Origin of the sequence: Bradyrhizobium sp. Ec3.3 (assembly GCF_000472925.1) — a bacterium.
Classification (GTDB): domain Bacteria; phylum Pseudomonadota; class Alphaproteobacteria; order Rhizobiales; family Xanthobacteraceae; genus Bradyrhizobium.
This window is the reverse complement of sequence record NZ_AXAS01000007.1, coordinates 25636-50095: the sequence shown is the minus strand read 5'-3', so window position 1 is coordinate 50095 and position 24460 is coordinate 25636. Positions and strand designations below refer to the sequence as shown.

The 24460-nt window shown below is 58.5% G+C and carries 15 protein-coding genes and 2 pseudogenes; 7 read left to right on the top strand and 10 right to left on the bottom strand.

What is annotated here, in order from left to right; all coding sequences use genetic code 11:
• Positions 1-491: 491 nt before the first annotated feature.
• The 3 genes from YUU_RS0108245 to YUU_RS56160 all read right to left on the bottom strand — a co-directional run bounded on the left by YUU_RS0108245 (position 492) and on the right by YUU_RS56160 (position 1701).
• Entirely contained in the window at positions 492-1013 is a 522-nt protein-coding gene (locus YUU_RS0108245) for a DUF2285 domain-containing protein (RefSeq protein ID WP_084801357.1), read from the bottom strand.
• Between the two features lie 58 nt (positions 1014-1071).
• Entirely contained in the window at positions 1072-1260 is a 189-nt protein-coding gene (locus YUU_RS61055; protein ID WP_084801356.1) for a transcriptional regulator domain-containing protein, read from the bottom strand.
• 162 nt (positions 1261-1422) lie between these two features.
• Positions 1423-1701, bottom strand: a complete 279-nt coding sequence (locus YUU_RS56160) for a DNA -binding domain-containing protein (RefSeq protein ID WP_084801355.1) — start codon at positions 1699-1701, stop codon at positions 1423-1425.
• A 103-nt stretch (positions 1702-1804) separates the two neighbouring features.
• On the opposite strand from YUU_RS56160, the gene YUU_RS56155 reads away from it, so the two are divergent.
• Entirely contained in the window at positions 1805-2086 is a 282-nt protein-coding gene (locus YUU_RS56155) for a helix-turn-helix domain-containing protein (RefSeq protein WP_035661631.1), read from the top strand.
• 384 nt (positions 2087-2470) lie between these two features.
• Here the strand turns inward: YUU_RS56155 and YUU_RS0108235 are convergent, their stop codons facing one another.
• From YUU_RS0108235 to YUU_RS0108225, 3 genes are all read right to left on the bottom strand, one after another.
• Positions 2471-2791: a DUF736 domain-containing protein gene (locus tag YUU_RS0108235; protein WP_027521966.1), complete on the bottom strand. Its 321-nt coding sequence runs from the start codon at positions 2789-2791 to the stop codon at positions 2471-2473.
• Positions 2792-3346: 555 nt separating this feature from the next.
• Positions 3347-3772 carry a hypothetical protein gene (locus YUU_RS50290; RefSeq protein ID WP_063621675.1) on the bottom strand — a complete coding sequence of 142 codons (426 nt, stop codon included), beginning with the start codon at positions 3770-3772 and terminating at the stop codon, positions 3347-3349.
• 812 nt (positions 3773-4584) lie between these two features.
• The gene (locus YUU_RS0108225) at positions 4585-4830 is read right to left on the bottom strand and encodes a hypothetical protein (RefSeq protein ID WP_027521965.1); all 246 of its coding nucleotides are present in this window, start codon (positions 4828-4830) and stop codon (positions 4585-4587) included.
• 1324 nt (positions 4831-6154) lie between these two features.
• On the opposite strand from YUU_RS0108225, the gene YUU_RS0108210 reads away from it, so the two are divergent.
• Positions 6155-6487, top strand: coding sequence for a hypothetical protein (locus YUU_RS0108210; protein WP_245287968.1), 333 nt, complete (start codon positions 6155-6157; stop codon positions 6485-6487).
• A gap of 277 nt (positions 6488-6764) precedes the next feature.
• On the opposite strand, the gene YUU_RS0108205 is transcribed toward YUU_RS0108210, so the two are convergent.
• Positions 6765-7703: a DUF2493 domain-containing protein gene (locus tag YUU_RS0108205; RefSeq protein WP_027521962.1), complete on the bottom strand. Its 939-nt coding sequence runs from the start codon at positions 7701-7703 to the stop codon at positions 6765-6767.
• A gap of 566 nt (positions 7704-8269) precedes the next feature.
• Here YUU_RS0108205 and YUU_RS50280 point away from each other — a divergent pair.
• Entirely contained in the window at positions 8270-10129 is a 1860-nt protein-coding gene (locus YUU_RS50280; protein WP_051389649.1) for a trehalose-6-phosphate synthase, read from the top strand.
• Between the two features lie 975 nt (positions 10130-11104).
• On the opposite strand, the gene YUU_RS50275 is transcribed toward YUU_RS50280, so the two are convergent.
• Together YUU_RS50275 and YUU_RS50270 are read right to left on the bottom strand one after the other, a co-directional pair.
• Positions 11105-12163, bottom strand: coding sequence for a nucleotidyl transferase AbiEii/AbiGii toxin family protein (locus YUU_RS50275; RefSeq protein WP_084801353.1), 1059 nt, complete (start codon positions 12161-12163; stop codon positions 11105-11107).
• A complete protein-coding gene (locus tag YUU_RS50270) occupies positions 12160-12849 on the bottom strand; it encodes a DUF6088 family protein (protein WP_063621683.1) in 690 nt (229 codons plus the stop codon). The genes YUU_RS50275 and YUU_RS50270 overlap by 4 nt, the downstream gene beginning before the upstream one ends.
• A 1910-nt stretch (positions 12850-14759) precedes the next feature.
• Between YUU_RS50270 and YUU_RS50265 the strand changes: the two are divergent.
• The 3 genes and pseudogenes from YUU_RS50265 to YUU_RS50260 all read left to right on the top strand — a co-directional run.
• Positions 14760-15331: pseudogene (locus YUU_RS50265) on the top strand (inner membrane-spanning protein YciB); the annotation flags it as partial.
• 1179 nt (positions 15332-16510) lie between these two features.
• Positions 16511-18238 (top strand): NEL-type E3 ubiquitin ligase domain-containing protein, encoded by a 1728-nt coding sequence (locus YUU_RS0108175; RefSeq protein ID WP_027521961.1) that lies wholly within the window; start codon positions 16511-16513, stop codon positions 18236-18238.
• Between the two features lie 263 nt (positions 18239-18501).
• Positions 18502-18651 (top strand): annotated as a pseudogene (locus tag YUU_RS50260) (IS5/IS1182 family transposase); the annotation flags it as partial.
• Between the two features lie 413 nt (positions 18652-19064).
• Here YUU_RS50260 and YUU_RS61045 read toward each other — a convergent pair.
• Positions 19065-19700, bottom strand: a complete 636-nt coding sequence (locus YUU_RS61045; protein WP_245287967.1) for a Ulp1 family isopeptidase — start codon at positions 19698-19700, stop codon at positions 19065-19067.
• A gap of 2393 nt (positions 19701-22093) precedes the next feature.
• On the opposite strand from YUU_RS61045, the gene YUU_RS0108150 reads away from it, so the two are divergent.
• Positions 22094-24052, top strand: a complete 1959-nt coding sequence (locus tag YUU_RS0108150) for a glycoside hydrolase family 127 protein (RefSeq protein WP_027521958.1) — start codon at positions 22094-22096, stop codon at positions 24050-24052.
• Positions 24053-24460 lie beyond the last annotated feature (408 nt).

Sequence of the window (24460 nt, the reverse complement as noted above, 5' to 3'; positions counted from 1 at the left end):
GAGATGGCCGAGGTATTCGGCACAGGTCAGAACGATTGCTCGCTTGCTCTCGTCAGAATTTCCTGAGCGCCAGGCGCATAGGCAATGCACAAGCCGCTCTTCTACAATTGAGCTCGCTAAATTTCAGGGAACCTCAGCGCGTCCGAGGGCTTGACCTCGGCCGACCTACCCAGTCCAGCCAGTCTGGCGTCAGAGCTGACGTTTGCTTACTGCAAGCGAAATGAACCCGCAGCGTGTTGCGGCACCCGGCGATGGCTCCGCAACACGCCAAGACTTGCATCCCAGGTTCGGTCACGATGGCACTAAAGCGCGATGAGATTAGGATGAATCGTCATCGCGCTTTAGGTTATTGTTTGCGCATGATCTCCACGCAAACGCGTTCCGCGGTTGTCGCGAGGGAAAACCGCTTCACACTTTGCGCTAACGCGGCCCTTCGGGTCCGGATCATGCTTTAAAGGACTCCTCTCGCAGGTTGAGCAATGATTTTCGCCTCACGATTTTTTGCGAGACGCAGGACGGAGCAAGGCACGATAGCCGCGGCGCATCAGCGCCAAACCCGCCTTAACCAGGCGAATAACTCGGCTGCGCAGGTCGTGGGTTTTCCAGGCGCGCTCGGAGACGCGTCTTGAACCAAACAACACCTCGGCGATGGCTCGATAGGAGGCGCCATCCATGCATCCATCGAGGGCGCGCAGCGCCAGCGCCAATCGCTTACGTCGTTGTACCGATAGATGATGAAACGGAGGTCCTGGCGGGCGACCGTTGATCGCACGCAACAACCGATTTGCGGCATGGGCACGGATCTCAAACGCGTCAGGCGGCAGTTCGAATGCATAAGTGGCACCGAACTGCGGGGCCTGTTTCAGCCACAGATGATGTTTGGCTCCCTGAATGCGCAATACAACATGCCAACCATCCGCTGCCTTTCTGATCCTGTCCGATGCAGGTTCGGCAAGCGCAAGCGCAGCGGCAACGATATCCGAGCCGGAAGCGCTCCGAACGATCGGTAGCACCGCCGGTAAAGCCTCCGGCGCCCAGAAGATGGCCTGCTGATGAAAGGACCTCTGCGGGTCATGAGCGAAAGCAGAGGCCCCATCTCCTCCGAAATTCAGGAGTCACCTGCCCGTGTTTCGAAACCGTGTTCCGATAGTCAGCTTGATACTTGGGATTGCGACGGAGGATTTCCCAGGCGAAATCCGACGTCTCGCCATCTTTGACGCTCTGATACGACGCCGGTGAGCGCCAGTCGAATTTAGACACTGCTGTGATCTCCCGCCAAATCGAAATTGCGGCGCAGTGTCTATAAATCCTGGGGTTGTTGTGGTAGCCACAAATTGTGCATCACGCGTGATGCAAATAGTCGATCACGCCATCAACGGGAGAGGTTCTTTCTCCCTGCGCAATCCAGGCGATGAATTTTTGCTATTTTGGAGCGCCAACACGAAGCAAGTCGCGGTAGCCGTGGTCCGCCATCCATTTTGCGCGTGCCAAATGGCTGTCGAATGCATTGCGAGCGCGCCCTGGCTCGCGATCCGGATCGATGTGCAACACGATCCTGGCAACTTCGCTCCAATCAGCGCCATCCGCCTCGGCATCGAGGAGTCGCCAATACGTCACCAGATGCTGCTGGTCATAGGACGTCAGCTCCGATTCATTCGGCGCCGCGTCCGCGACATCAGGATCTAACGCCGGCTCTTTCATGTCAGCTCACGCGGCGAGTTCGTTATCTTCAGTTGACGAACTTACCGTAATAGAGCGGTTATAGCCAGTGGTTTGATGGCCGGCCCAATGGCTGCTTTGGCGCATGAAAGCTCGTGCGCTTGTGGCCTGGAATGTGCGCCGGATCCGCGTGGATCTTGGTATTCCGCAGGAGCAATTGGCTTACGATGCGGAGATTGACCGCTCATATCTGGGCGGCGTAGAGCGGCAAGAGGAGAACCCGACAATCGATCTTCTCGACCGGATCGCTAAAACGCTTGGTGTTCATCTATCTGAGTTCTTTGTCCAACCACCCAAGGGAGCAACCTCCCACAAGACATTGCGCAAAGGTCGCAAGCCGGCTCGTCCACGTCACAAGAAGAAATAGCGGGACTGCTCGCATAAGTTCGCCGAAAACATCACAGTTTGGACGGCCAGAGTTTCGAAAAGGCTGCGGAAGCGAAAAGGCTTCACGCAGGAGAAAATTCGCCGAGGCCTTTGGCGTTACTCAACAATACATCAGCGGGTTGAAATGTGGTCGGCGCAATCCAACTGTGGTGACCCTGTGCGAGCTTGCAAGCCAGTAGGCATCAGCCACAGCAATCTTGTTTGCCTGATGAAGAATTTTGCAAAGCATGCCCCAAGATCGCGAAGCGAAATTCACGTAATCAAGTGAATGCGGATCCATCAGGTGGCGTTCAGCGATCTCTTTAGTCGGCTTCAAAGAACGCCCCGCCCGAGTAGATCGGGCGGGGCGTAGGTGTTGTGGGGCTTACTCGCCGGACTTGCGCGGCCGCGACCAGAGGAGGGTGTAGCCTTCGCCGTCTTCATCGTCGAACAGGTTGGCGTAGATCGGCGCGTTGAACGAGGGGTCATCGAGCTTGAGCGAGAGGTAGTCGCGGCCTTCCTCGGANCGCTTGGACCANGCCGCNCCGATNTCNGCNCGGCCCACATAGACGCGGTGGCTGGGAGCGTTCTCGTTNGAGCGGTTGGCCTCGGCGACGATGCGGACGCCCCTNGCCTGCAGGCTCAGCGTGACGATCTCGCCCTGGAAATCNGAGCCGACCTTCTTGAAAGAACCGATGGTAGCCATGTGACTTCTCCTTGGTTTGTTTCGAGCCCCGCGACCACCGCGGCCTCGATGGCGATCTGACGGCCGAAGACGATCGGCGACGCACCCGCGTCTTCCCGCGGGCCGGAGCGTTAAGCGGAGGATGCCGGCGGGGAGACTTTCTTGCCTCGCGAGGAATGGGCGTAGCCCAGGGGAAGAAAGTCTCCCCGGCGGCGTTGCGTCTCAGACGATCGAGGCGCAGCCGGTCTTCGGCCAGATCAAGCCAACGAGGCGAGGTGCGTCCGAGCGCTGAACACAGACTTAAGCGGGACAAGACGTGGCAGACCTCGCTTTGCAACACAAGAAGGCGGCAGGTTTCGGCGCAGAGAAAGAAAGAGCGTGCGGGAAAAGGCGACATTGCCGCCAGGTAAAAAGCCGCAACCAAGCCCCTCCCACTGGCCCGTGACAGGGCCGAATGAGGCCGGCACAGTCCGATTGAGCGCTACGAAGTCCGCCCTTTCCCGAAGAGCTCCTGCAATGAGGCCTCGGCGCCCACAGAGGAAAAGCAACCGAGATGTAGCGGCCAGAGACGATTCCTCAGGCGTCGCGGACGCGAGAGCCGGTTGATGCAGAATGGGTCAACCTGCCCGACGCCGCATCTGGCCCGCTCAAGGCAGTGATCTGCGTCCAGGCCTTCCCGGCGATGAAGATTGCGCCGACGCATGCGAAGACCTCACGCCAGAACGGCGAGGATACGCCGATCTGCGATAAGGCGAGCATGACATGGTATCCAGAAATTCCTGCCGGAATGGCAAATACTCCGCCAATCATGCCGCGCAAGATGATCGGCCGCGCCATAGAATGGGCGAATTGACCAATGGCGAGCATCGAGGCGGCACCGATGATGGCGACAATGAGCGCGCCAGTCATCCCGGCGCCGCGCTCCAATGCCATTGCAGCGGCGCTGACCGCAACAAAGAATGGGAGGGCATAGACTGCGAGAGCAAAGATCAGCCAGAACAAGAGGCCGAGCCCAACGAGATTGAGGGCAAGTCCAAGGGCAAGCACGGTGGTGGTTCCCGCTCAAGAGAGTACGGACTGCGCCTTCCACCACCACCACGGCGCGACTGATTGTATAGAACCAAAACGTGATCAAATCGCGGCGCAAACTCCGCATCATATGGAGATGCAGGTTTTGTAGCGATTGAGGTCTCGAGGACAATTCGACCGCTGCGTCCGATTCTTGTTGGAATCGACCAAAGCGGGCTTGCGAGCGGTCCTTGGCAAACTTCCAAATCGGATCGCGTTCTAGCCCGATAGCTTTTGCGGAGTTCGAAACCCCTTTCCCCCTCCGCAAGTGCCGCTACTGGCAAAATGCGTCTGGCACCACATCAGCGTTTTGGCGAGCTCGAGCGCTGGACAGGAACGAAGCGGCTCGTCCGAACGGTTCGACCCATCGATGATTGACATGAGACCGACGCCAGCTCTGCATTCACCTGCAGCGCCCGCTTGGCTGGTGCCTCAAACACGACAAGGTGATCGAAAGGGCCGTTCGACGATAGCGAGGCGCTGCTCGCCACTTGTGATCCTGCGAGCCGAACACGAAAAAGCATCCGATCGAAATCGTGCTGTGATCGTGCCCCGCCCTTGCGCCGAGGGATGCCGGTCAGCTCCCTTAGGCTCCCTCGCAACGGTATCAAAGGCACAATGATTGGCATCGCTGCACAGATCAAAGACAGGATGGGCTTGTCAGACTGCGAGCTGGACCCGACATCCTGCTTCCTTCCGTCACTCAGATCGTGTGATGAGCGAGGCGTGATGGATCACGCGTCAACTCAGTGTGGGTGCCCCTCGCCTCGGCCGATGAACTCCAACACCGTCTCGGCCTTGTTGATCTCACGTGAGATACGCTCCAGTACCCGGATCGTAGATGCCTGCGTCGGGATCAGACCCGCTCTTTCGTACGCAAGCTCCAAATGATGCATCACCTGTTCGTTGGTAGGAGCGGCCCGGCTCTGCAGCGCGCTGATTGTCAATGATGCGAGCATGTGCTCGACCACGCTTTTTTCGGCCTGAATCAATACTGCTTGCCTCTCTGGTCGTTCTCGACTTTTTGAGATCGATTATCGGCAAAAGTGTGTGCATTCCGAACCATCGGCGCACCGATTGGCGCGTACGTTGTGGATTGGCAACGCGCATGATGCGGAGGATTTCGCCGAAGGCCCCGACATCCGCGGGCGGAGAAGTGCTGGCATCGGAAAGCAGCTAGCAAAGATCAGGCCAAGGCATCTGTCCAAAGCATCCGTCCAAGGCATCCGTCCAAGGTATCTGCCCAAGGCATCCGTCTTGGCTCGAAGCGTGTCGCTCGAGGAGTCAGTCAAGACAGCGAAAGGACGATCAGAAATCGTGACACGAATCCGAATCTTGGTCGGTTCTGTGCGCGTCGCACCGTTCCGCGTACCGGGCTAGCTTGTCGTATTCCTCGGCGACTTTCAGGAGCCTGTCTCTGGGTTTGCCGGGGCTGAGCGAATCCGCTTTGAGACGCGTTGCGAGCGCACGACTGCGCCAGAGGTGTGGATCGTAGATTGGTCTGTATGGCATGTCGACGACGATGCATTTCGCAGATCAAGAAAGTACGACGGCCGACCTCCGTATCATTACGTAGGCTGCGATTCGTAAGCCCACAGCTCACTGATCTTGAAAACTGGCGGCAACGGACGAGCACGCGCTTTTGGGATCAGTTGGCGCTCGTCATCCGCAACGTTGGTGCTGGCGGGCGCGAGGTCGTGATGATGCGGGAGGTGATTTGCCGTGAGCACAAACCGGAACCGGCGGCGCACCGGTAACAAACGTCGGCGATGCCGCCTCGTTCGCAACCGGCTCGCCTGGCGGAATCCGAAAGAACCGCTTTCGCGGTAGCGGTCGACAGCTTTGCCGAACACGCGACGGAGTCAGATCGCGATCAGGTTGGCCTGGCTTGCTCTGGCAAGCTCGCGGTCGCTGTTCGCCTTCGCCGGATGGTGGCACTGCCTATCCGTTTCCCCATTCGGCGCCGTAGAGCCTACGCATCTCGGCATAGGCACGGCGGATCATTGCGCACTTGAACAGACGGTCCACGATTACGCAGGCTGCAAGCGCAAATAGGCCGGCCATACAATCGTTCGTCCAACTCCAGTAGACATTCGAAACCATCACGGGGAAAAACGCGACCAGCATCGCACCTTTGCGGATCCATCGCATTTTTTTTGAAATCGCCCAGCCTGAGCGCGCACCAAAAGCTGCCCATCCGAGCAAAATAATAGCACAAGAGGTCGCAGAAGTTCTTCGCTCGCCTACACCGGCAGGTGCAGGAACTCAACGTAAAAGGCCGAGTGCGCGAGGAAAACATGCGCAGAGTTCGACATCATGTCCGAGGAAACTTGGGGCGGCGGCCGGCCAAAGATTCACATTTGTCATAGCGGCGGCTTCTGGGTATGTGTTGCTTGGTATGTGTTTCTTGGCCTGCGTTACTTTCCTGCAATGAGCGCTGAGATGGAAAACTGTGTGATTGTGCGTGCTTACGGAAGAGTACTGGATCAGTTGCGCGAGGAGGCATCCCGCGTTTCGAAAGGACACAGGACGGACTGGTGGATCGAGCGTGGTGACAAAGGGGTAAGCTTTTGCTTCGAGGACGCCGAAGCGAAAAAGGCGTTTGCGTCGATCTGCGAAAATCTCGCTATTTCGTACACGGAAGCTTAGACAGGCGATCCAAATCAAAGGCCGGCTGGAAAATAATTGATAGATACCGCCGGGATGACTCGGCGCCCGCTATGCGTGCGCTTTTTCGGCACGGCAACGACCGGAGCAGCACTCTTTCTGGATCACTGTCCGCGTGAATAGTGGAACTCCAACGAAGCGAACAAGGAACGAAGAGGACCGGCCCACCGGCTCGGTGTCTCGATGCACCATCGAACCCTGCGCCATCGATCCTTGCAACGTGCCGCGCCATAGCTTTCAGCGTCAACCAGGACGGCGCTCACGCGCCGTCCTTGCCAAACTTCCAGACCGGGATACCGAGCTTCTTCGCCTTGTCGGCGAGGTTGTCCTGGATGCCTGTGCCCGGAAAGTGCATGACTCCGATCGGCATGATGTCGAGCATCGCGTCGTTACGCTTGAATGGTGCGGCCTTCGCATGTTTCGTCCAGTCCGGCTTGAAGGCGATCTGCGGCACCTTGCGATGGGTGGCCCATTTGGCAGCGATCAATTCGGCGCCTTTCGGTGAGCCGCCGTGCAGGAGAACCATATCGGGATGTTTTGCGTGGACCTTGTCGAGGCGATCCCAGACGAGCGAAACGTCGTTGAATTCGAGCCCACCGGTGAGTGCGACCTTTGGCCCAGGTGGGAACAACACCTCGGTTTCGGCCCTACGCCTGGCAGCGAGAAAATCGCGGCTGTCGATCATCGCGGCGGTGAGGGTACGATGGCTGACGATTGACCCGGAGCGCGGCCGCCAAGGCGAACCGGTGTGGACTTCGAAGCGTTCGGCAGCCTGGTCGCGAAAGAGCTCCATGGCGTTGCGGCGTTCGATGAGCGTAATGCCCTGGGCGATGAGTCGTTCGAGCTCGACGGATCGTACCTCCGAGCCGTTCTGCTCGCGTTGGCTCTTCTGCTGCGCCTGCTCGTTGGCGTCGAGCTCGTGTTCAATGCGGCCCGCTGCGCGATGGAAGAGATTGACGGTCGACCAGAGCAAGTCCTCGAGGTCAGGTTCCAGGCGCGTGTCATTCAACGTCGAGACGAGCGCATCGAAGATATCGGCGACGGCGCCGGTGATCGCCATGCTTTCGGGGAGCAGCCGTGGATCGGGCTCGTCATCCAAGGGACGATATCCGAAGAGTTGAAGTTCGGCGAGAACGTGATCGATCGGGGACGCAGCAAAAAAAGGCTCGAATTGAGGGTCGTCGTTGTCGGTCGTCATGGGTGAGGTCCTTTGCCGGATCGGCCGCGCCCATCGCGGCCTTCGTGGCGATCACATGACGGCGAGCGGAACGGATCAGCACCCGTAGCAAAGCGGAGGGCCGAAGCAGAGCGGAGGATGGCAGAGGCACAGCTATTTTGATTCGCGATGCAAAGGCGCGGAACGCGCCGGCGGAAAATAGCTGTGTCGCTGCCATTGCCGGCCCGTACCGCTTGCCGTTCGATCGCCTTCTAGAAGGCAAGGGGGGCGGCTCTATCCGCGCGGCGACCCCACAGGGAGCGATCATGACGAGCATCGCAAGACCATCCGCATTGAACCGACATCGACACGCGACCGGACGCATGAATTGCGCGGCGGCTTTCATTTTGGAGCTGATCGACGAGATCAGCTCTCGTAGCAGGCGCTTCAGCGCGATACCGGCATCAACATGTGGAGCAAGAAGCGTGAAGGTGGCGAAAGGACACGATGCGGGGCAGTGGCCCTAACACTCGTCAGATTCCAGAAAGCTATGCCTGCTAGCTGACAAAGTGAGAAACTGCGAGGCTGTATCAAAACGGAGATACGGAATGGACCGAATTTCTGACACACTCAACGCAGCAGCGTCGGTTCCCGATAGTACATTATACGCCACTGAGCAACATGAACGGATAGACCAGGCGGTCTTCGACCAGCAGCTGAGCGCGCCACCACCGGGACGGGAGCCACAAGGCGATACAGGTCCTGCCGGCCCTGGTGTCTCGGTGCAGTCCGAGGTCAACCGCAATGCGACAGCCCAGCAATCAGACATGAAGCTTGTCGTCATTTCGAACCGCGTTTCGCCCTTCGACCCCACTAAAGCCCAGACCGGGGGGCTTGCCGCGGCCCTCGAGCCCGTCGTGGAACGTTCCGGCGCGATCTGGATGGGCTCGTCGGACAAGCAGAGCGATAAGATTGACCGGTCCCTGTCACTCGAGAAGATTGGCGAAGGTCACGTGGCCAGGCTCGATCTGCCGAAAGGGCCCCATCGTGGCTATTACCGAGGTTTTTCGAATTCGATGCTGTGGCCGGTGCTCCACTCCCTCGCCGACCGCATCTCGGGCGAGGAAGGTGACTACGAAAGCTATCGCGCGATCAACGACCATATGGCGCACGTGGCGTTTAACTTGCGGGATCGGGACGCATTCTGGGTGCATGATTATCATTTAATTCCGCTCGCGGCTGATCTGCATAAAATCGGCGTCGACCGGCCGACCGGCTTCTTCCTCCATACGCCATGGCCGACGCCTGACATGATCGAACGAGTGCCCAATCATCGTGAACTGATGAAATCGATGCTGGAGTACGATCTGATCGGCTTTCAGACAAAACGGGACGTGAGCAATTTCCTCGCCTGTCTGAAGTCACATCTCGGGCTGGAGAGCAAGGATGGCGTAGTGCTCACGGAGCGTGGCCAGTCGCGATGTCAGAATTTTCCAATCAGTATCGATCCGAAGCAGTTCACAGAACATCTTGCAGAGCTTCCTGCCGAGGAGGAAGCAAAAATCTCGTCTTTGCTGGAGCAGCTCAGGGGCCCCAAGCTTGCGATCGGCGTCGACCGGCTCGAGTATACCAAGGGTATCGACAAGCGGGTCGAAGCCTTCAACCACGTCTTGACGGCCAATCCGGGCAGCATCTCGCTCCTGCAGATCGCGCCCCCCTCACGCGCCGACATCGAAGCGTATCAGGCGTATAGCAAAGATGTCGAGAAAGCGATCGACCAAGTCAATGCCGAGCATAGCACGGACAATTGGAAACCGGTCCACTACAAGAACGAATCCTTCAGCCAGGCTGCACTCGCCCGTCTTTACCGCGCCGCGGACGTTGGTGTTGTGACGCCATTGGCCGACGGCATGAATCTGGTGGCAAAAGAATATGTTGCCGCACAAGATCCGGACGATCCCGGCGTTCTGGTTTTGTCGAAGTTTGCCGGTGCGGCTGAAGGTTTCAATGAGGATGAAGCACTACTCATAGATCCGAACCGCCCGGAAGACATCGCAGCCGCGATATCCAAGGCGGCAGAGATGCCGCGCGATGAGCGGATCAAGCGCTGGCGGTCGATGATGGACAAACTTGAAGCCTATACAATCCACGATTGGGCGGCGGACTACCTTGCGAAGCTGGACGACAGCCGGGTCACCCTGCCGGCCGATCACTTCCCATATCTCGGTCTAGGCTGGACCAACGAGAGTCAAATGCCCCTGTACCCGAACTATTCCGAGGCGGCGGTCGCCTATGCGGCGGTGGATCCGGCCGATGTCGAGTTGAAGCAGGCAGCCTATGCCAATATGAAGACGGCCTTTGACGAGTTAGCGGGCCCGCTGACGCACACACAGGATCGACTTTGGGTGCTGCCGAACAATCATGTAGACCAAATGGGAGGCGCGACCGAAGGATCGATCGAGCAATAGGATCGTCCTTGGTCAAAACTGAAAGATGCCCTCAGCACTCCAGCTGCATTTTTACCTGGGATCGGCTTTGCCATCGATGCGTGGAATTGCGCTGACCTCCGCCTCGAAAACGAAAGGAGTTGCAAGCGCGAGCAAGAGAGTCACAAAAGCGCGATGTGTCATTCTGTGGCCGATGACGTGACTGTCGCCTGGGGCCAGGCGTGCGCCAGGGGCGCATCGCCTCATTGAAAATGGCACCCGCAAGAGCGTGAGCATAGCGACGTCGAAGGCGGCACGCGGGACCGAGTGCCGTGAGGAGACCGGTTAAAAGGCACCCGGGACAGGGGCAGTGATAGCGACGCCGGCATACTTCGTCATGCCGGCGGGCCCCTTTCCCGAGTGTCCCCGGCGAGGAGCTCAGGACGTCTTACGCGAGGGATTGCTACCCGAAGGGGCCGAGACCCGAGTGCTACCCGAAGCGGCCGAGACCCAAGGCTCGGTGAGCGCAGCGAGTAAAGCCGGGCCGCCATCGGCGGACGCGCCCACAAAGCTAGGACCCACAAAGCCAGTCCGCACACCGCTTCCCGCGATCATGACGTTGAAAGGATCGGCAGGCTCGCGCCGATTCAGAGCATCCGCAGGGCCGTGCTTACCTTGCGCCCCCGCATGGCTGTCAGCGCGATCGGCATGCCTAAAGCGAAATGAGATTGGGAGGAGTGGTCTTCGCACTTCGGACTATTATGATTTCCGCACGAACGCGCCGCGCGCGTCGCCTGGGAACGCCGCTTCACACTTGTCCGAATCATGCTCTGGCTAGGAGAGCGCGGCTTGCCGGTGCTGATCGTCGGCGGCGGCGGCCGGTGTTCGATCCGGCAGGATGGCCGAGTCCGACGTTCTAAAGCATGATCCGGAAAAGTGCGAAGCGGTTTTCCGGAAAGATCATGCGCAAACAACAACCTAAAGCGCGATGATGATTCATCCTGATCTCATCGCGCCTTAGTTTCCGGGTTTAGGTCGAGTGTTCAAGGTCGCTTCCGCTTCTGCGATTCGTTCGATGATGTCTTCGAACGGTGGGATTTCTCCGAAGATCATGCCGGCCATCTTGTCGTAATCTTCCTTCAAGGGGCCGAGCATGCCCTCGGGTGGCGCGATGCCGAACGTCCCGGGAGTAGCCAGATCGAGGCCGAGAGGCTTGCGATCGAAATAAAGACGAGCGAGATCAGCGCAGCTCTTCGCGAGCTCGAGGTCGGCCATCGCACTCATACCATGTTCTGAAGCGAGGAGCCGATAGACGTCGTAATAGTGACGCGAGAGCCGCTGCCCGTCCTTGTAGAGTTCATCTCTGTTTTGAAACCAGTGCCGCTGTCCGTGAAGAATGATGATCTTGTCCCAAATGTCCGTTGCGGCTTGATCGTGAGCACGTTTTGGATTGCAAGATTTAGCCCCTCCGCGTCTATTGCAGAATAAGGAGCGATGGTCCTTGCTTCGTGGGGATCGAGCGCCGACTTCGCTCCCGATTCGGATCTTCACGACGCGTCGTATGTAACCGTCCTTAGAATCTCTGAACGCGCTCGGGTAATGGAATAGCAGTGACTGGCCGTCCGGATCGTCTGGATCTGGCTCGATTTTGAACTGCAATTCCTCGAGTTCTCTGGTGGCCACGCTCGTGAGGGCGCTCTTGAAATCGCCATTGATGAAGCCGCCGCAGCGCCTTTTGATCTCATCCAGCTTTCGGCTCCGTTGCTTGGACCCCAGCGCACGCAATTCATCGTCAGAGGGAAAGTCCTCACCCAGTAGGTCGGTGCGGAACACGGTTATGTCGATGTCCTCTGAGAACCGCTGTATCAGATCGAATGCCTTGGATAGGGACGTACCACCCTTGAAGAGGAGCCGCGGCTTGATAGGAGCTTTGTTGTAGAGCACATCAAGGGTCCAGCAGACCCAGAAGTCCTTTTCGACGTTCTCAGGTGCGCATCCGAGACGTTGGCTGGTCTGCTGGAACAACCCCCGTCGGTCCTCGGTCCTTGCCTGGATGATTTTCGGCATGTCGTTCATGAGCGGATTCCCAGGGCATGCGTGGACCGCCGCGAAGGATCGGTGTCCGGCTCCATCGTGTCGGACTTAAGGAGGTCTTTGACGACGGGCACTAACCAGACGGGCAGATCGCCAAGGTTGTCTTGCAGATCCTTCCGGATGCGGTCTCCGGCATCACCCTTGTTCAAGATGGCCTTCAGACGCTTTGTGATCCTGTCCCCATCTGACGAAAGAACGTCTCGCAGCCAAATGAGAGCCTGTACGACCTGGGCAGCAGGTCGGTTGGCCCACACGAGGCGGCTCGGTGCAACTTGCTTAAACTCGATGATCATTCTGTCGAGCTTGATCGGTTTGACCCGAGCGTCCGTCCACACGACGACTTTTGAGGGAACCGCGTTGGTGAGGCCAAGGTTGTTGGCGGCGGTTATTCCGTCGACTAGGACCTTGCTGCCATCTCGCCGTGCGACAGCCTGGATCACCGACTTGTAGTCGGGTGGCGAGAGCTTCTTCGTGAGTTGGTTCGTGTGGGGAACGTCGTACAGACCGTGATCGATGCGACGTATCCGCTTATTGCTCTGAAGCCTGTGAAGAGCGACGTCGATAGCCGATCGCGTTCCGATGTCCGCAAAGTCGCGTGCAGTCCACACTTTGGTGGACTGGGAATCTTGAGTCATTCGATCGTAGATGCGGTCCGCAATGCTGGCCATGGAGAACTCCTTGTAAGAAATACACAGCATAACTCTTACACAAGGAAGCAAGCTGTAAGAAAAATATTGCATATTTCTTACAAACCGGCCATTTTGTAAGAAAAAATCTGCAAATTTCTTACATACTAAAATCTGTTCGTAGCTCTCGCCAGGCGAAAACGTGGCTCCGCCCTCAGCTTCGGAGCGCAAGCCGCGGTAAAATGGGATCGAGCTCCGCCTGCTCCAATGTTTTCGCACAGTCCTTAGTCAAGTACGCGGCTAGCTCGGCGATGCCCGATTGCGGCGGACAGCGCGCCGGAGCGGCCTTTTCAAGGGGACCTTGCCGAATTGCTCGGCGATCGCCGCGTAGAGCTGGACGCACCGACCTGTGGAGCCCACTCCGCGCGGCTCCATCAATGATGTGTCAGTGGCGATGAGGACTTGACGCTCCTATTCTTCCGACAAGCCACGTCAAACTAATGTTATGCCCAAGGCGGGTTTGGAGATGAGATTGAGAATACGCCGTCCAGATCATGCGGGTTCTTCTCGAAAAAATGAACGTGGTCGCCGTTGATCCATTGTGAGACCTGCCGATCTTGTAAGCTTCTCGCAAGGTTACCCTGCCAGCATGAGAGCCAGGAACTTTGGATTGCAGGCAGTTGAGTGAGCGTGTTGTGAAATGAACAGTTACGCAAAGCTCGACATCAACCGAAAGTTCGGCATCCTTCCAACCGACGGATTGGACGCGGGCTCCTCAAACGTCCTCCGTCCTCACATCCAAATATAGCGCTATGCAGCTCAACAACTCTTCACATCCGCGAGTGCGGATCCAGCTCGATTCGTGCTTGTTTCGCAGCACCACGGCCCTGAAACAATCCGTGCAGTCGCTCGGCCAGATTCGGCAAGGCGCAACCTTCCCTTCGAGGCAATCTTGTCCATTCGCGCACAAAGACCAGTCCGATTGCCCCCTCCACGCCGGCGGATCTAAAGCCGCCAGATCCAAAATCAACGGTGGATGATCTGCTGGATCTGCCGTTGGCGGATATGAAAGCGGCGATTGAGACAGAGGGATCACGATTCCAAGTCGCGATTTTCGAGTCACGCTTTTCAGGTCACGATTTCCAAGGCTGCCTTCGGGGCCAAATTCATGGCGCCGTCGGATAATACGTGTCACAGGAGTCTACATATGGGCGGCTGCATTTCACGACTGAACGTACGGCGCGCGCGCCGCCAGGACTATGGACCCACTCAGGAAACCGAGTTTGCTGCTCACCCTAAGTCCGCGCGATCAAGTCCGCCTCCATCCAGTATTGAATTGCAGCGCTCGCTAAAATCATCTGGAGAGACCGGCGATGAAGACACATCGAGCCGTGACCGCTCACCACGCATTAACGAGAAGCTCGAGTTGCTCGCTCAAACTCGGAGCGTGCCAGGCAAGCAGGAATTCCATCCAGTCTAATGGAATACGATCAGCAGGTAGCTCCTCACCACCTGTCCGCCAACACACAGCCTGACGAGAAAATTTTGTCGCTCGACATCGACGATTTTCATCATCTGGCGACCAGCCACAACAGACGCTACTCGGGCCTTGACCTTAGGCACATGGACTCGCCTGCCAAGTTTCCGGACGACACTGGACACGATGTTACGGGACGATTGATGAGGTCTCCATATCGATTGGGTGGAAGCTCCAGGTCTTCGCTCGGGACTACAATTTGACGCCGAACGCACCGAGTCAGGCTCTACATCACCGGGCGACTTGGTGACGCTGCCTTGAGCGAGGCAAGCAGCGTGCCGGACCGAGGCTGCGGTTAATGCAAGCATGCCATGCGAAGAGCGGGACCTGCCAACGCAACATTAAATTGCATATTCTACGTCTTAACGTTATACGGGTACGCAAGATGGATTGGGAATGGTGACAAGCGCAGTTAATGGACAAGACTCACCGCGTAAGATGTTCTTCTTAACCGAGCTCGGTCCGCTGATCGTCTTCTATGGTGTGAACGCGAAATTTCAGCTGTTCGCGGCTACCGCCGCATTCATGGGGGTGACTGTCCTGGCAGAGATCGTCTCCCTCGTGGTGAAGGGTTACATGGCGATCACAGCGCTGATCACCTGCGTCAGCGTGCTGGTATTCGGTACGCTGACGCTGGTGTTGCATGACGAGACGTTCATCAAGCTCGATGCAACGGTCGTCAGCGCACTGCTTTCGACGGTTCTCGGCGGTGGACTTCTGTTTGGCCGCTCCTTCATTGTGGTGCTATTGGATCACATTTTCAATCTGACACCGAAGGGCTGGCGTATCCTCACCCTCCTCTGGGCAGCGTTTTTCGCAGGCATGACGATCTTGAACGAGGTCATCTGGCGAACCCAGAGTACGGATGCCTGGGTGACCTTCAGGGTGTTCGGCGTAACGATCTTGAGTCTGCTCTTCGCGACCGGTCTGATGCCGCTGACCAAACGCTACCATGCCGCACCTGTATCGCGTTCCGCTCAATCAGCTCCTGTCCAAGTCCACCAGCAATTGCCCGAGTCGAAAGATGTCGAGGGTGTGCCAGGCGAACATGATTCGATTGGACCGACCGGCGAACATTGAATCAAGCGGCATAGCTTTCGGCATGATCCAAAGACTGATTGGATCAGAATCGAAACAAAGCGATGCACAAAGCCGCAGGCATCCGGCGTCACACTCCCGGCGAAGTTCTTGCCTTGCGTGTCCGTTCGGCGTTGCCCGTTATGAACCTCGATTCGCAGATAAGGATGCGTCAATGCTGCAATTCGCTGCAGCATTGCTGATTCGGCAGCGGCGAGCTGATGTCTTGCGCCTCGTGAAACGGCGCCGATAGAGTGAGCGTCTGCTGGAAGTTGTGCGCTGGAACGTGGGGGGAGCGGCTCACCTCTAGCAATCGGCGCAATTTTGTGGAGGAGGTCGGCAACTATGGCCGTGCAGCAGCGGAAGTCACGGCGCTCTTTCGCACATGAGCTTCTGCGCGTTGAAGAACGACAAGCGGGCGACCGTCACTGCCGCATCGCATGCCCGGCGCGCTCGTGCGGCGGAGTGGACTCGATCAAGTCGAGCAGTTGTCGTTCAGACGTGCAGCCCTTGCTTTTCTTCTTTCGTCCGCACCGTCTGGCAGGCGCGGGCCGAACAGCACGACGCCGGCCGCGTCCCCCAAAGCGCACCAAGCTCGCCGACCGTGAGCACAAGCTGCCGGCGCGCCGCCATCGGCACCTGTCAGCTCGAAGCTCTGATTGACCGTTGCCGGCTTTTCTTCAGCGCACTGCTCGCTTCGAAATCTTCGAGAGTTCCATTCGTGCAGTTTGGGATCGCTATGGGGTTAGTCAGCTTATCGACAGCAAAACCGTTCAGCATGAGAACGTCTCGATCTGGACTGACAGGCCCGGCCTAATCTGCTCAGATCTGGCAGACGGTAATGATGGATCCCTTTAACAATCTGATGCGATTGGAGAACTGAGATTTGGTGCGGACGCGCTATCTCTGGCAGCACTGCTCGGTGGGTAAAATGGAGAAACGTGTTGGGCGGTGTTTGACGGGAGCCGATCTTTTATTCGCCTGCTTCGTCAGTCGTGGTGATCATCACCAGCGGTGACGGCCGCGAGCTTCGAACAGCGCCGCTCCGGCGCATTCCCTTATGATTTGGCTACCGAAGAGACGGCCACGATGAATACAGAACAGGTGCAGCTTGGCGCCGGCGCCGCCTCGGAATCTTCCGAGATCGAAACGTCCGATTCCGAAACCTCCGAACCTGGGTCTCCCGCCGCGGCGCGATGGGCCGAAGCCTTGACGAATACGCGGGTATCTGCCGCCGACCCCGGCTCGTCCCAGGATCAGATCTTGGCGGGTTGGCCTGCCGAAGAGAGGCAGGCAGAAGGCGAGAACCGGCAAGAGGCGGTTAGTCGAACGAGTGATTGGCGGGCGCAGGGCGATGTCCATGAGAGTCTGGATCTATCCTCCTTGTCCCTGACCGCCTTGCCCGCCCCCCTTCCGACCGATCTCCGGCGGCTCTACGCCATCAGCAACAGGCTGACCAGCCTGCCCGCAGGCCTGCCACCCCGGCTCCGGCGCCTGATGGTCGACAATAACCGGCTAACGCATCTGACCGCCCTTCCGCCAACGCTTCGCGAGTTGGATGCCAGCGGCAACCGGCTGACCAGTCTGCCCGACTTACCAGCCAGGCTCCAGCGTCTGAACGTCGACTACAATCAGCTTACCAATCTGCCCGAGCCCCTCCCCGCAGGGCTCGAATGGCTGAGCGCTGGCCACAACGGGCTGACCAACCTGCCCGAGACGTTCCCCGCCGAGCTCCTCTGGCTCGGCGCCCGCAACAATCAGCTGACCAGCGTTCCCGACACCCTGCTGACGCACCTAGGTCGCGAGTCCAGCGTTGATCTGGAAAATAATCCGCTGCCTGAGCCGGTGGTGACCCACCTGTCGGCAGCCATGCACGCCGGGGACTATGCTGGCCCGCAGATCTTTCTCTCGATGGACGAAGGCGCGGAGGAAGTTGAGCCGCGGCCCCTGCACGAGGTTGTCGCGGACTGGCTGGAGGGCGAGCCGGCGGCGGTAGCCGCCTGGCAACGCTTCGCCCTGGAGCCGGGTGCCCAGGACTATGCACGTTTCCTCGACAGGCTCCGGGGCACTGTGAACTATAGCAATGACGCCTTCCGGCAGGCGGTGATCGAGGATCTGCGGCAGGGGATGGCAAGGCCGCCATTGCGCGAGCAGCTCTTCGAGCTGGCTTCCGAAGCGAGCATGAGCTGTGAGGATCGTATCACTTTGACCTGGAACCGCATGCAGACCGCACGCGTGAACGCTGACGTCGAAGAAGGCGCCTATGACGGTCGGCTCGACGAATTGCTCCAGAATGGCCGTGTCATGTTCCGTTTGGAAGCGCTGGACAGGATCGCGCGCCAGAGGGTCGATTCGCTCCGCCTTGCCGACCCGGACGCCGAGGTCGACGAGATCGAGGTCTATCTTGCCTACCAGACGCAGCTGCGCGAGCCGCTGGAGCTCCGGCACATCGCCCCGGACATGCGCTTCTTGAATGTCTCTCACGTCAACGAGGAAGACATTGCCAGCGCCGAGACCTCTGTGCGGAGCCAGGAGACGACGGGCTTTGCGGACTATCTGGCAACGAGCTGGCAACCGTGGGAGACGGTTATGAGGCGCATCGCCCCCGAAGACCATGCCGAGATGCAGGCGCGGCTCGCCGAGGCGTCGGGCGAGGAGTTTCAAACCCGCCTGAACCAGGGGCTCGCCGAGCGTGGTCTCATAGGCGATCTCGATGCCGAGCGGGGGCTCGGAGCCGAGATCATTAAAGAAATCGCCCGCGAGATCAAAAGTGAGGTCATGCACCAGGTGCTCAGCGATCGCGACATCGAACTGTGAAGCGTTCCTTGATTGCAAACGGTTGACGATGTCCGCTTCCACGTGACTCCGTCGCAATCGTGATCTTTGGGAGGACGGGACGGCGCCAGATGAGTCGTCGGTGAAGAATGCGGATTGACCTGAGAAATAAGCAGGGTTGGTCTTGATATAGTATTCGATCTTGCAGGAAAGCGGGGTGTTGGACCTCGCTTTCTTGCGTTTTAGGATTTTTCCTTTGGGCGATTCGCGATTCCCTGACGGCGTCGTCGACATTGGGGAATGCGATGAGCAAGCCGCGGGATGATCGCCAGAAAGACCTGTTGCTTCCGGCGCTCGATCAGATCATCGACATGGGTCATCCGCTGGTGCGGTTGGCATCGCTGATCGACTGGAACATCCTGAATGAGCGCTTCAGTTCGGTTTGCCAAGCAGGGTTTCGCAGCTCGGTTTCCATGACTGGTCGCGCCGCTTAAGCGCGATCAACCTTCCAAAACGGCCTACCCACGGACCGTCGTCGGATGCGTACCATTCGATGCAGCAATCATTGCTTCAATCATCGGGAGGTTTGCCAATAGTCACGGTACGCCCGCACGGACCCGCACGCCATCAAAGCGCGAGCTCAGTTTTTCGTTCGCTCCTTGCCGCCACGTGATGGTGCGCCAAGCTTTGGCCGGCAGGCCCAATCGCGAGCGCTTTGACCGTGGCCGGCTAATCTGACGGTTGTGACGCATTAGTTTCGGTGGACGGCTGCGGCCCGACCATGGCCTCAGCGACAAGGGACCGGTGCCGGGAGCCCAGGTCTCGGCGAGAGCCGCTCCAAGCCCAGCTCTATCAGTAGAGGCTGACGTCAACCCGCCAGTCGGTTTCGCAGTGCCAGCCGATCGACGATGAGGTTGTCAAGGTGCAGCTCGGCCGGCCGCCATCTTTCCGACAATCGGCTAACCAGCGTCCGCGTGCCATCCACCACGAAGACGCCGCAATCATAGTCGTTCCGCTGCTGGGTCATGCGGACGGGCTCCGGACGCGCACGCAGCCGTTGTGCGAGTATTGCTGCAAGCTTATCGTTTTGTCCCCGGTGAGAGTCGTAGTGATAGGCAACTGGACTTGCCCGCTCGCGACGGTCAACGAGCAGCAGCGACCAGTGGGTGCCGCGGCGAACAGGATCCGAAGCACTGGCGTCGCTCACTGGCATGAACAGGAAGTCGGCTGTATCGTTACCATCCACATTTGCGATGCGCTGGAAGGCGGCGAGCATCACGCTCGCAAGTCCCAGGCGCAGTTGATAGTGTGCGATGAGGGGATCGACGAGCCGCGTCCGGGCGGCAAGGTCCGGATCGTTCTGCTGCAAGTCCTGCATCAGCAGTTCGTAATCCCGTAGGATATGCTGGTCGCCCAGCCATTCCCTAGCGCCGAGCACCCGCCCGCTGCGATCGGGGGACGGCGCTTCCAACGCATCGGAGGTTGTGCTCGGAAACGCCGACACATCATGAGCATCATCTCGCAGGTCCTGCCAGATGGACGGCGACCAAGCGGGCGTCCCGTCGGGAAATAGACTCCAATCAAAGCTGGGCGGTATCTGTGGCGACCAACTTGCCTCGGAGCGCGCAGATTGATCCGACTGCGACGATAGCCCCGACCAGGGGGGCGCGCCCAACGCGGCAGGTGGCCGCCCTCCGGCTTGGTCCACCTCGCACCAAAGCTGATCCTGGTCGTAACTGACCGTTTGCGACCCGGCAGTTTGATCCGATTGCAACGACGGTCCCGACCAAGAACCGTCCCACCCGGCCGTCGCCCGCGATCCGGCTTGCTCCACATCCCGCCAAAGCTGCTCCTGATCGTAATCGGCAAATTGCGCCCCCGCGGGGACCTGCCCTTGTTCCGCCGGGGATGCCCCGAGCGCCGCGTGAGGGTCCTCCCATTGTCCCAGGAACTCCAGGATATCGTCGGCTGATGACCGTGGAGCGGTTAGAAGCCGAGAATCGATCGAGTCCCTGTTCTCTGTTGGGCGCCCGCTGGAACGGGCCACATCATCGGTAACATGCCCGCCTTCCCCGGAGGGGCGACGACCTCGGGGCCCGAGATCAGGTAAAATTTGGGGCTCACGATACTCACGAAGGGCTACCAACGCCGTCTTCATCGTCCAGCTATTCGGGAATGACTTATTGACGTGAGCGACTAGAGAGTTGTGATCGATTGCAGTTATCGTTTGCTGAGGCCCGAGAGAGTCCGCGAGCTTGCGCAAGCTCCTAACATACACTTCGACGGTGCTCGGTTTCCATCCCCGGCGCAGAGTAGCGGCCAGGATCGCGCTGTCGATGAGACGCGCGTCTTCCTCAGAGACTTCCATAACTGGGCGCTGGTTAACTGGAGCACCGGGGTCGCGATACTTCCGAAGCGCGTGCAACGCGGTACCCATTTCCGCGTCACGCGGGAAACACTTTTTAACGTGGGCGACCAGGAAGTCGCCATCGGCTCCAGCGATCGTATGGCCCTGCTCCTTGAGATGCATTCCCAAGCGACAAAGAGCCACAGCGTAACCCTCGCTTGTTCTTGGTTTCAGATTCCGGCAAGTAGCATCAGCCCGGACCGCCTCGTCGATCAGCCTCGCATCTTCCACAGAGATTTCGTCACGTGGACGTTTCTTATTTGGAGGACCGGGATCGCGATACGCCCGAAGGGCGTTTAGCGCGAGAACCATTTGCGGGTCACGCGGGAAAGCCTTTTCGGCGTGAGCGACCAAAAAACCGTGCTCGACTCCAAGAATCGTTTGGCCCTGTTCCCCGAGATGATTCCCCAATCTACGAAGTGCTCGAGCATAATTAGTAACGGTCCCCGGTCGCAGCCCCCGGCGTGCAAACTCCTGTGCCGCGCCCTCGATGTAGCGACGATCTTTGTCAGATAGATGCGGCCAATATCGGTCTTGAGGGGAAGCCCCTCCAGAAACCAGAGCGTCGGCTCGGCGCATCCCGTGCAAGTGCTGCTCGAAGCTTTCGGGCCTGTCCCGTTCCACCTCTTGCTCTTGAAACATGGCATCGCACGCTTGCCAAGAATCTGGATGGACGAAATTAACTGGGGGCACACTAACATTCCTGTCCGAAGTCAATCCGAATCACGGTGCCTACATGGGCTAGCTGTCGAGAGGCTGACGAGCCTTTCGGCCGGTGAGTGACGCGGTCGCCACACTTCTCATGCGCACCCCGTCGTCGACTCCGCGAAGCGGCTGCAATGCGCCCGGAGTATGAGCACGAAGTGGGCTACAGGGAAGATTGGGTCAGTGGACGCATGTGCACTGGCACACCACAGGGCGGCGTCCTGGCTCCCTGAACGCAAAAGACAACTCTTTGATCGCGTCATCACCGGACGGTAGGCCCAACGGCTGAGGGCGGCGCGACGCTTGCTCGCGAAACAATCGTGCATGGCGGAGGCGGCTTTGGCGCTGTCACGCGAAGGAGATCGCAAGGCGCCACGCAGCCTCTGGGCCGAGCGTGGGGCGCAGAATCCGCGTTGAACCTGCACCAGGTCGAGGGCATGTTAGTTTCGGACGAACGATCTGCGCCTGTTCCCGGCACAGAAATTGCAGTCTTGATAGCGTGCTGGTCAGCGTGATGTAGGAAGATCGACAATGTCGTTCGCGTCGAGCGTCATAGAACGTCCCATTCTATTTGAAGAGGGTGCGTTCGCCCAGATGACATGCCCGACGGGACGCTTCAATTTCTCGTCACGCCAGAATTTGGACGACGCGGAAGGCGCATGAGCTGACCACAGCATGCAGAACGTGCTGGGGCCGCCAATTCGCACCCGGCAATCATGACGATAAGATATGGCGTGGGCTTTCGTGAACTATGGGCCCGTGCACCCAACACGAAGGAGAGCGAGATGAATGGTCCGATGGTTACGGAAGTAAATCTCCATGACTTACGGATCACGGATCCGCTCATTGGAAAATACCAGAAATTGGTGAGGGAGGTGACGATTCCTCATGAGTGGGAGGCGCTGAACGATCGTATTGCCGAAGTCCCACCGAGCCATGCGATAGAAAACTACCGGATCGCCGCCAACCGAGCAAAGGGCGAGTTCTACGGCACGGTTTTTCAGGACAGTGACGTGGCGAAATGGCTGGAAGCGGTCGCCTGGTCCCTGTGCCAAACACCCGATCCAGAACTGGAGAAAACCGCCGATGACCTGATTGACCTGATTGCGGCCGCCCAGTGCGGCGATGGTTATCTCAATACTTACTTCACGGTAAAGGCGCCTGGGGAGCGCTGGAGCAATCTCAGCGAATGCCACGAGCTTTATTGCGCCGGCCACTTGATTGAAGCGGGCGTCGCTTTCTTTCGTGCTACCGGCAAACGGCGCCTGCTGGACGTCGTTTGCAGGCTAGCTGACCACATCGCCGTGGTTTTTGGCCCGGAGCGCTATCAGTTACATGGCTATGATGCCCATCCGGAAATCGAACTTGCATTGACGCGCCTCTACGAAGTGACGCAGGAGCGCCGATATCTCACCCTCGCGAATTATTTCGTCGAGCAACGCGGCATTGAGCCGCACTTCTATGACATAGAATATGAGAAGCGTTCCGGTCACCGGAAATCACACGTAACGCCTTGGGTGGTCAAAGATAAAGCCTATAGCCAGGCGCACCTGCCGGTCTCGGAGCAGCGGACTGCAACAGGTCACGCGGTTCGGTTTGTATACCTCATGACTGGGGTTGCCCATCTGGCGCGTTTGAACCAGAACGAGCGGCTACGCCAAGCTTGCCTGCGGCTATGGCAAAACATGGTGCAGCGGCAGATCTATATTACCGGCGGTATCGGCTCGCAAAGCGCCAGCGAAGCATTCAGCAGCGACTACGATCTGCCGAACGATACCATGTATTCGGAAAGCTGCGCCTCGATTGGTCTGATGATGTTCGCCCGCCGGATGCTGGAGATTGAGGCGGACGGTCGCTATGCCGACGTGATGGAGCGCGCGCTCTATAACACCGTTCTGGGCAGCATTGCGTTGGATGGACGCCATTTCTTCTATGTCAATCCGCTTGAAGTTCACCCCAAATCGCTGCGGTCCAATCGCATCTTCAGTCATGTCACACCGGTACGCCAGCCCTGGTTCGGGTGCGCCTGCTGTCCGCCGAACATCGCGCGCCTTTTCACATCAATCGGTCACTACATCTATACGTCACGCTCCGACGCGCTCTATGTCAATCTTTACATTGGCAACAGCGTGGCGCTACCGGTCGGAGAGCATACGCTGCGCCTGCGCATGAGCGGGAACTATCCCTGGGAGGACCAGGTGGAGATCGCCGTGGAATCCGAGCAGCCCATCACCCATACCCTCGCCCTGCGTCTGCCGGATTGGTGCGGCGCGCCAGAGGCCAGGCTGAACGGCGAACCGGTCAATTGCGAGTCGCGCAAAGGGTATTTGCACATTCAGCGCACGTGGCGGCGGGGCGATCGCGTCGAATTGCTGCTGCCCATGAAAGTGCGCCGCGTGTACGGTCATCCGCAACTTCGTCATTTGGCCGGCAAAGTGGCTATTCAGCGTGGTCCTCTGGTTTACTGTCTGGAAGAAGCCGACAATGGGCCGGAGCTACACAATATTTGGCTGGATGCAGACAGCCGGCTTTCGCTTGTTGAAGGCAAGGGCCTCTTTGCCCGCAAGATTTTGCTGCAGGCCGAGGGGTTCCGTTTGCAGCATACACTCTCCGAGGAAGCACCGCTTTATCACTACGACGAGGTGCCTGGACAGCGGCAACCGCAGCGGTTGACATTCATTCCGTGGTTCAGCTGGGCCAACCGTGGCGAAGGCGAAATGCGAATCTGGATCAATGAGTGGTAACCGGGGCCAAGAGCGGTAGCTGTTTGAAGCAAACCTGGCCGAAGAGGAGAGGAGTGGTTGAGAGCCGGCATGGGCTGGCCCGTCGCATGCAGGGCAGTTGGCCTTTTCAAGAGCGACGGCCAGGCCGATGTCTCAACTCGACTTTCGGCCTTTTAGCGATTCCAACTCCATCGACCCTCAAGACGGCGTTGGAAGCGGTGAGCCTTTGAGAAGCTGACGGGCATCAGCATGGCCAATTGAAGGATCGCATTCAGCGGGCCTTGATTGCAGCCGGGCATACTGAGCGCGCGACATCCTGCAGAGTAAACTGGAGCTGCAGGGGCTAAGCACACTTGACCGATGGCCATTGAAGAGCGTTCCGCCAAAGCATTCTTGAAATGAACCGGGTGCGCGCCGGAGCGTTCCAGA

What these genes read in the sequence shown, in the direction of transcription:
- YUU_RS56160 (WP_084801355.1), bottom strand. Translation starts at nt 1,701, where the DNA reads ATGAAAGAGCCGGCGTTAGATCCTGATGTCGCGGACGCGGCGCCGAAT.
- YUU_RS56155 (WP_035661631.1), top strand. Translation starts at nt 1,805, where the DNA reads ATGAAAGCTCGTGCGCTTGTGGCCTGGAATGTGCGCCGGATCCGCGTG.
- YUU_RS0108210 (WP_245287968.1), top strand. Translation starts at nt 6,155, where the DNA reads ATGTCCGAGGAAACTTGGGGCGGCGGCCGGCCAAAGATTCACATTTGT.
- YUU_RS0108205 (WP_027521962.1), bottom strand. Translation starts at nt 7,703, where the DNA reads ATGACGACCGACAACGACGACCCTCAATTCGAGCCTTTTTTTGCTGCG.
- YUU_RS50280 (WP_051389649.1), top strand. Translation starts at nt 8,270, where the DNA reads ATGGACCGAATTTCTGACACACTCAACGCAGCAGCGTCGGTTCCCGAT.
- YUU_RS50275 (WP_084801353.1), bottom strand. Translation starts at nt 12,163, where the DNA reads ATGAACGACATGCCGAAAATCATCCAGGCAAGGACCGAGGACCGACGG.
- YUU_RS50270 (WP_063621683.1), bottom strand. Translation starts at nt 12,849, where the DNA reads ATGGCCAGCATTGCGGACCGCATCTACGATCGAATGACTCAAGATTCC.
- YUU_RS0108175 (WP_027521961.1), top strand. Translation starts at nt 16,511, where the DNA reads ATGAATACAGAACAGGTGCAGCTTGGCGCCGGCGCCGCCTCGGAATCT.
- YUU_RS0108150 (WP_027521958.1), top strand. Translation starts at nt 22,094, where the DNA reads ATGAATGGTCCGATGGTTACGGAAGTAAATCTCCATGACTTACGGATC.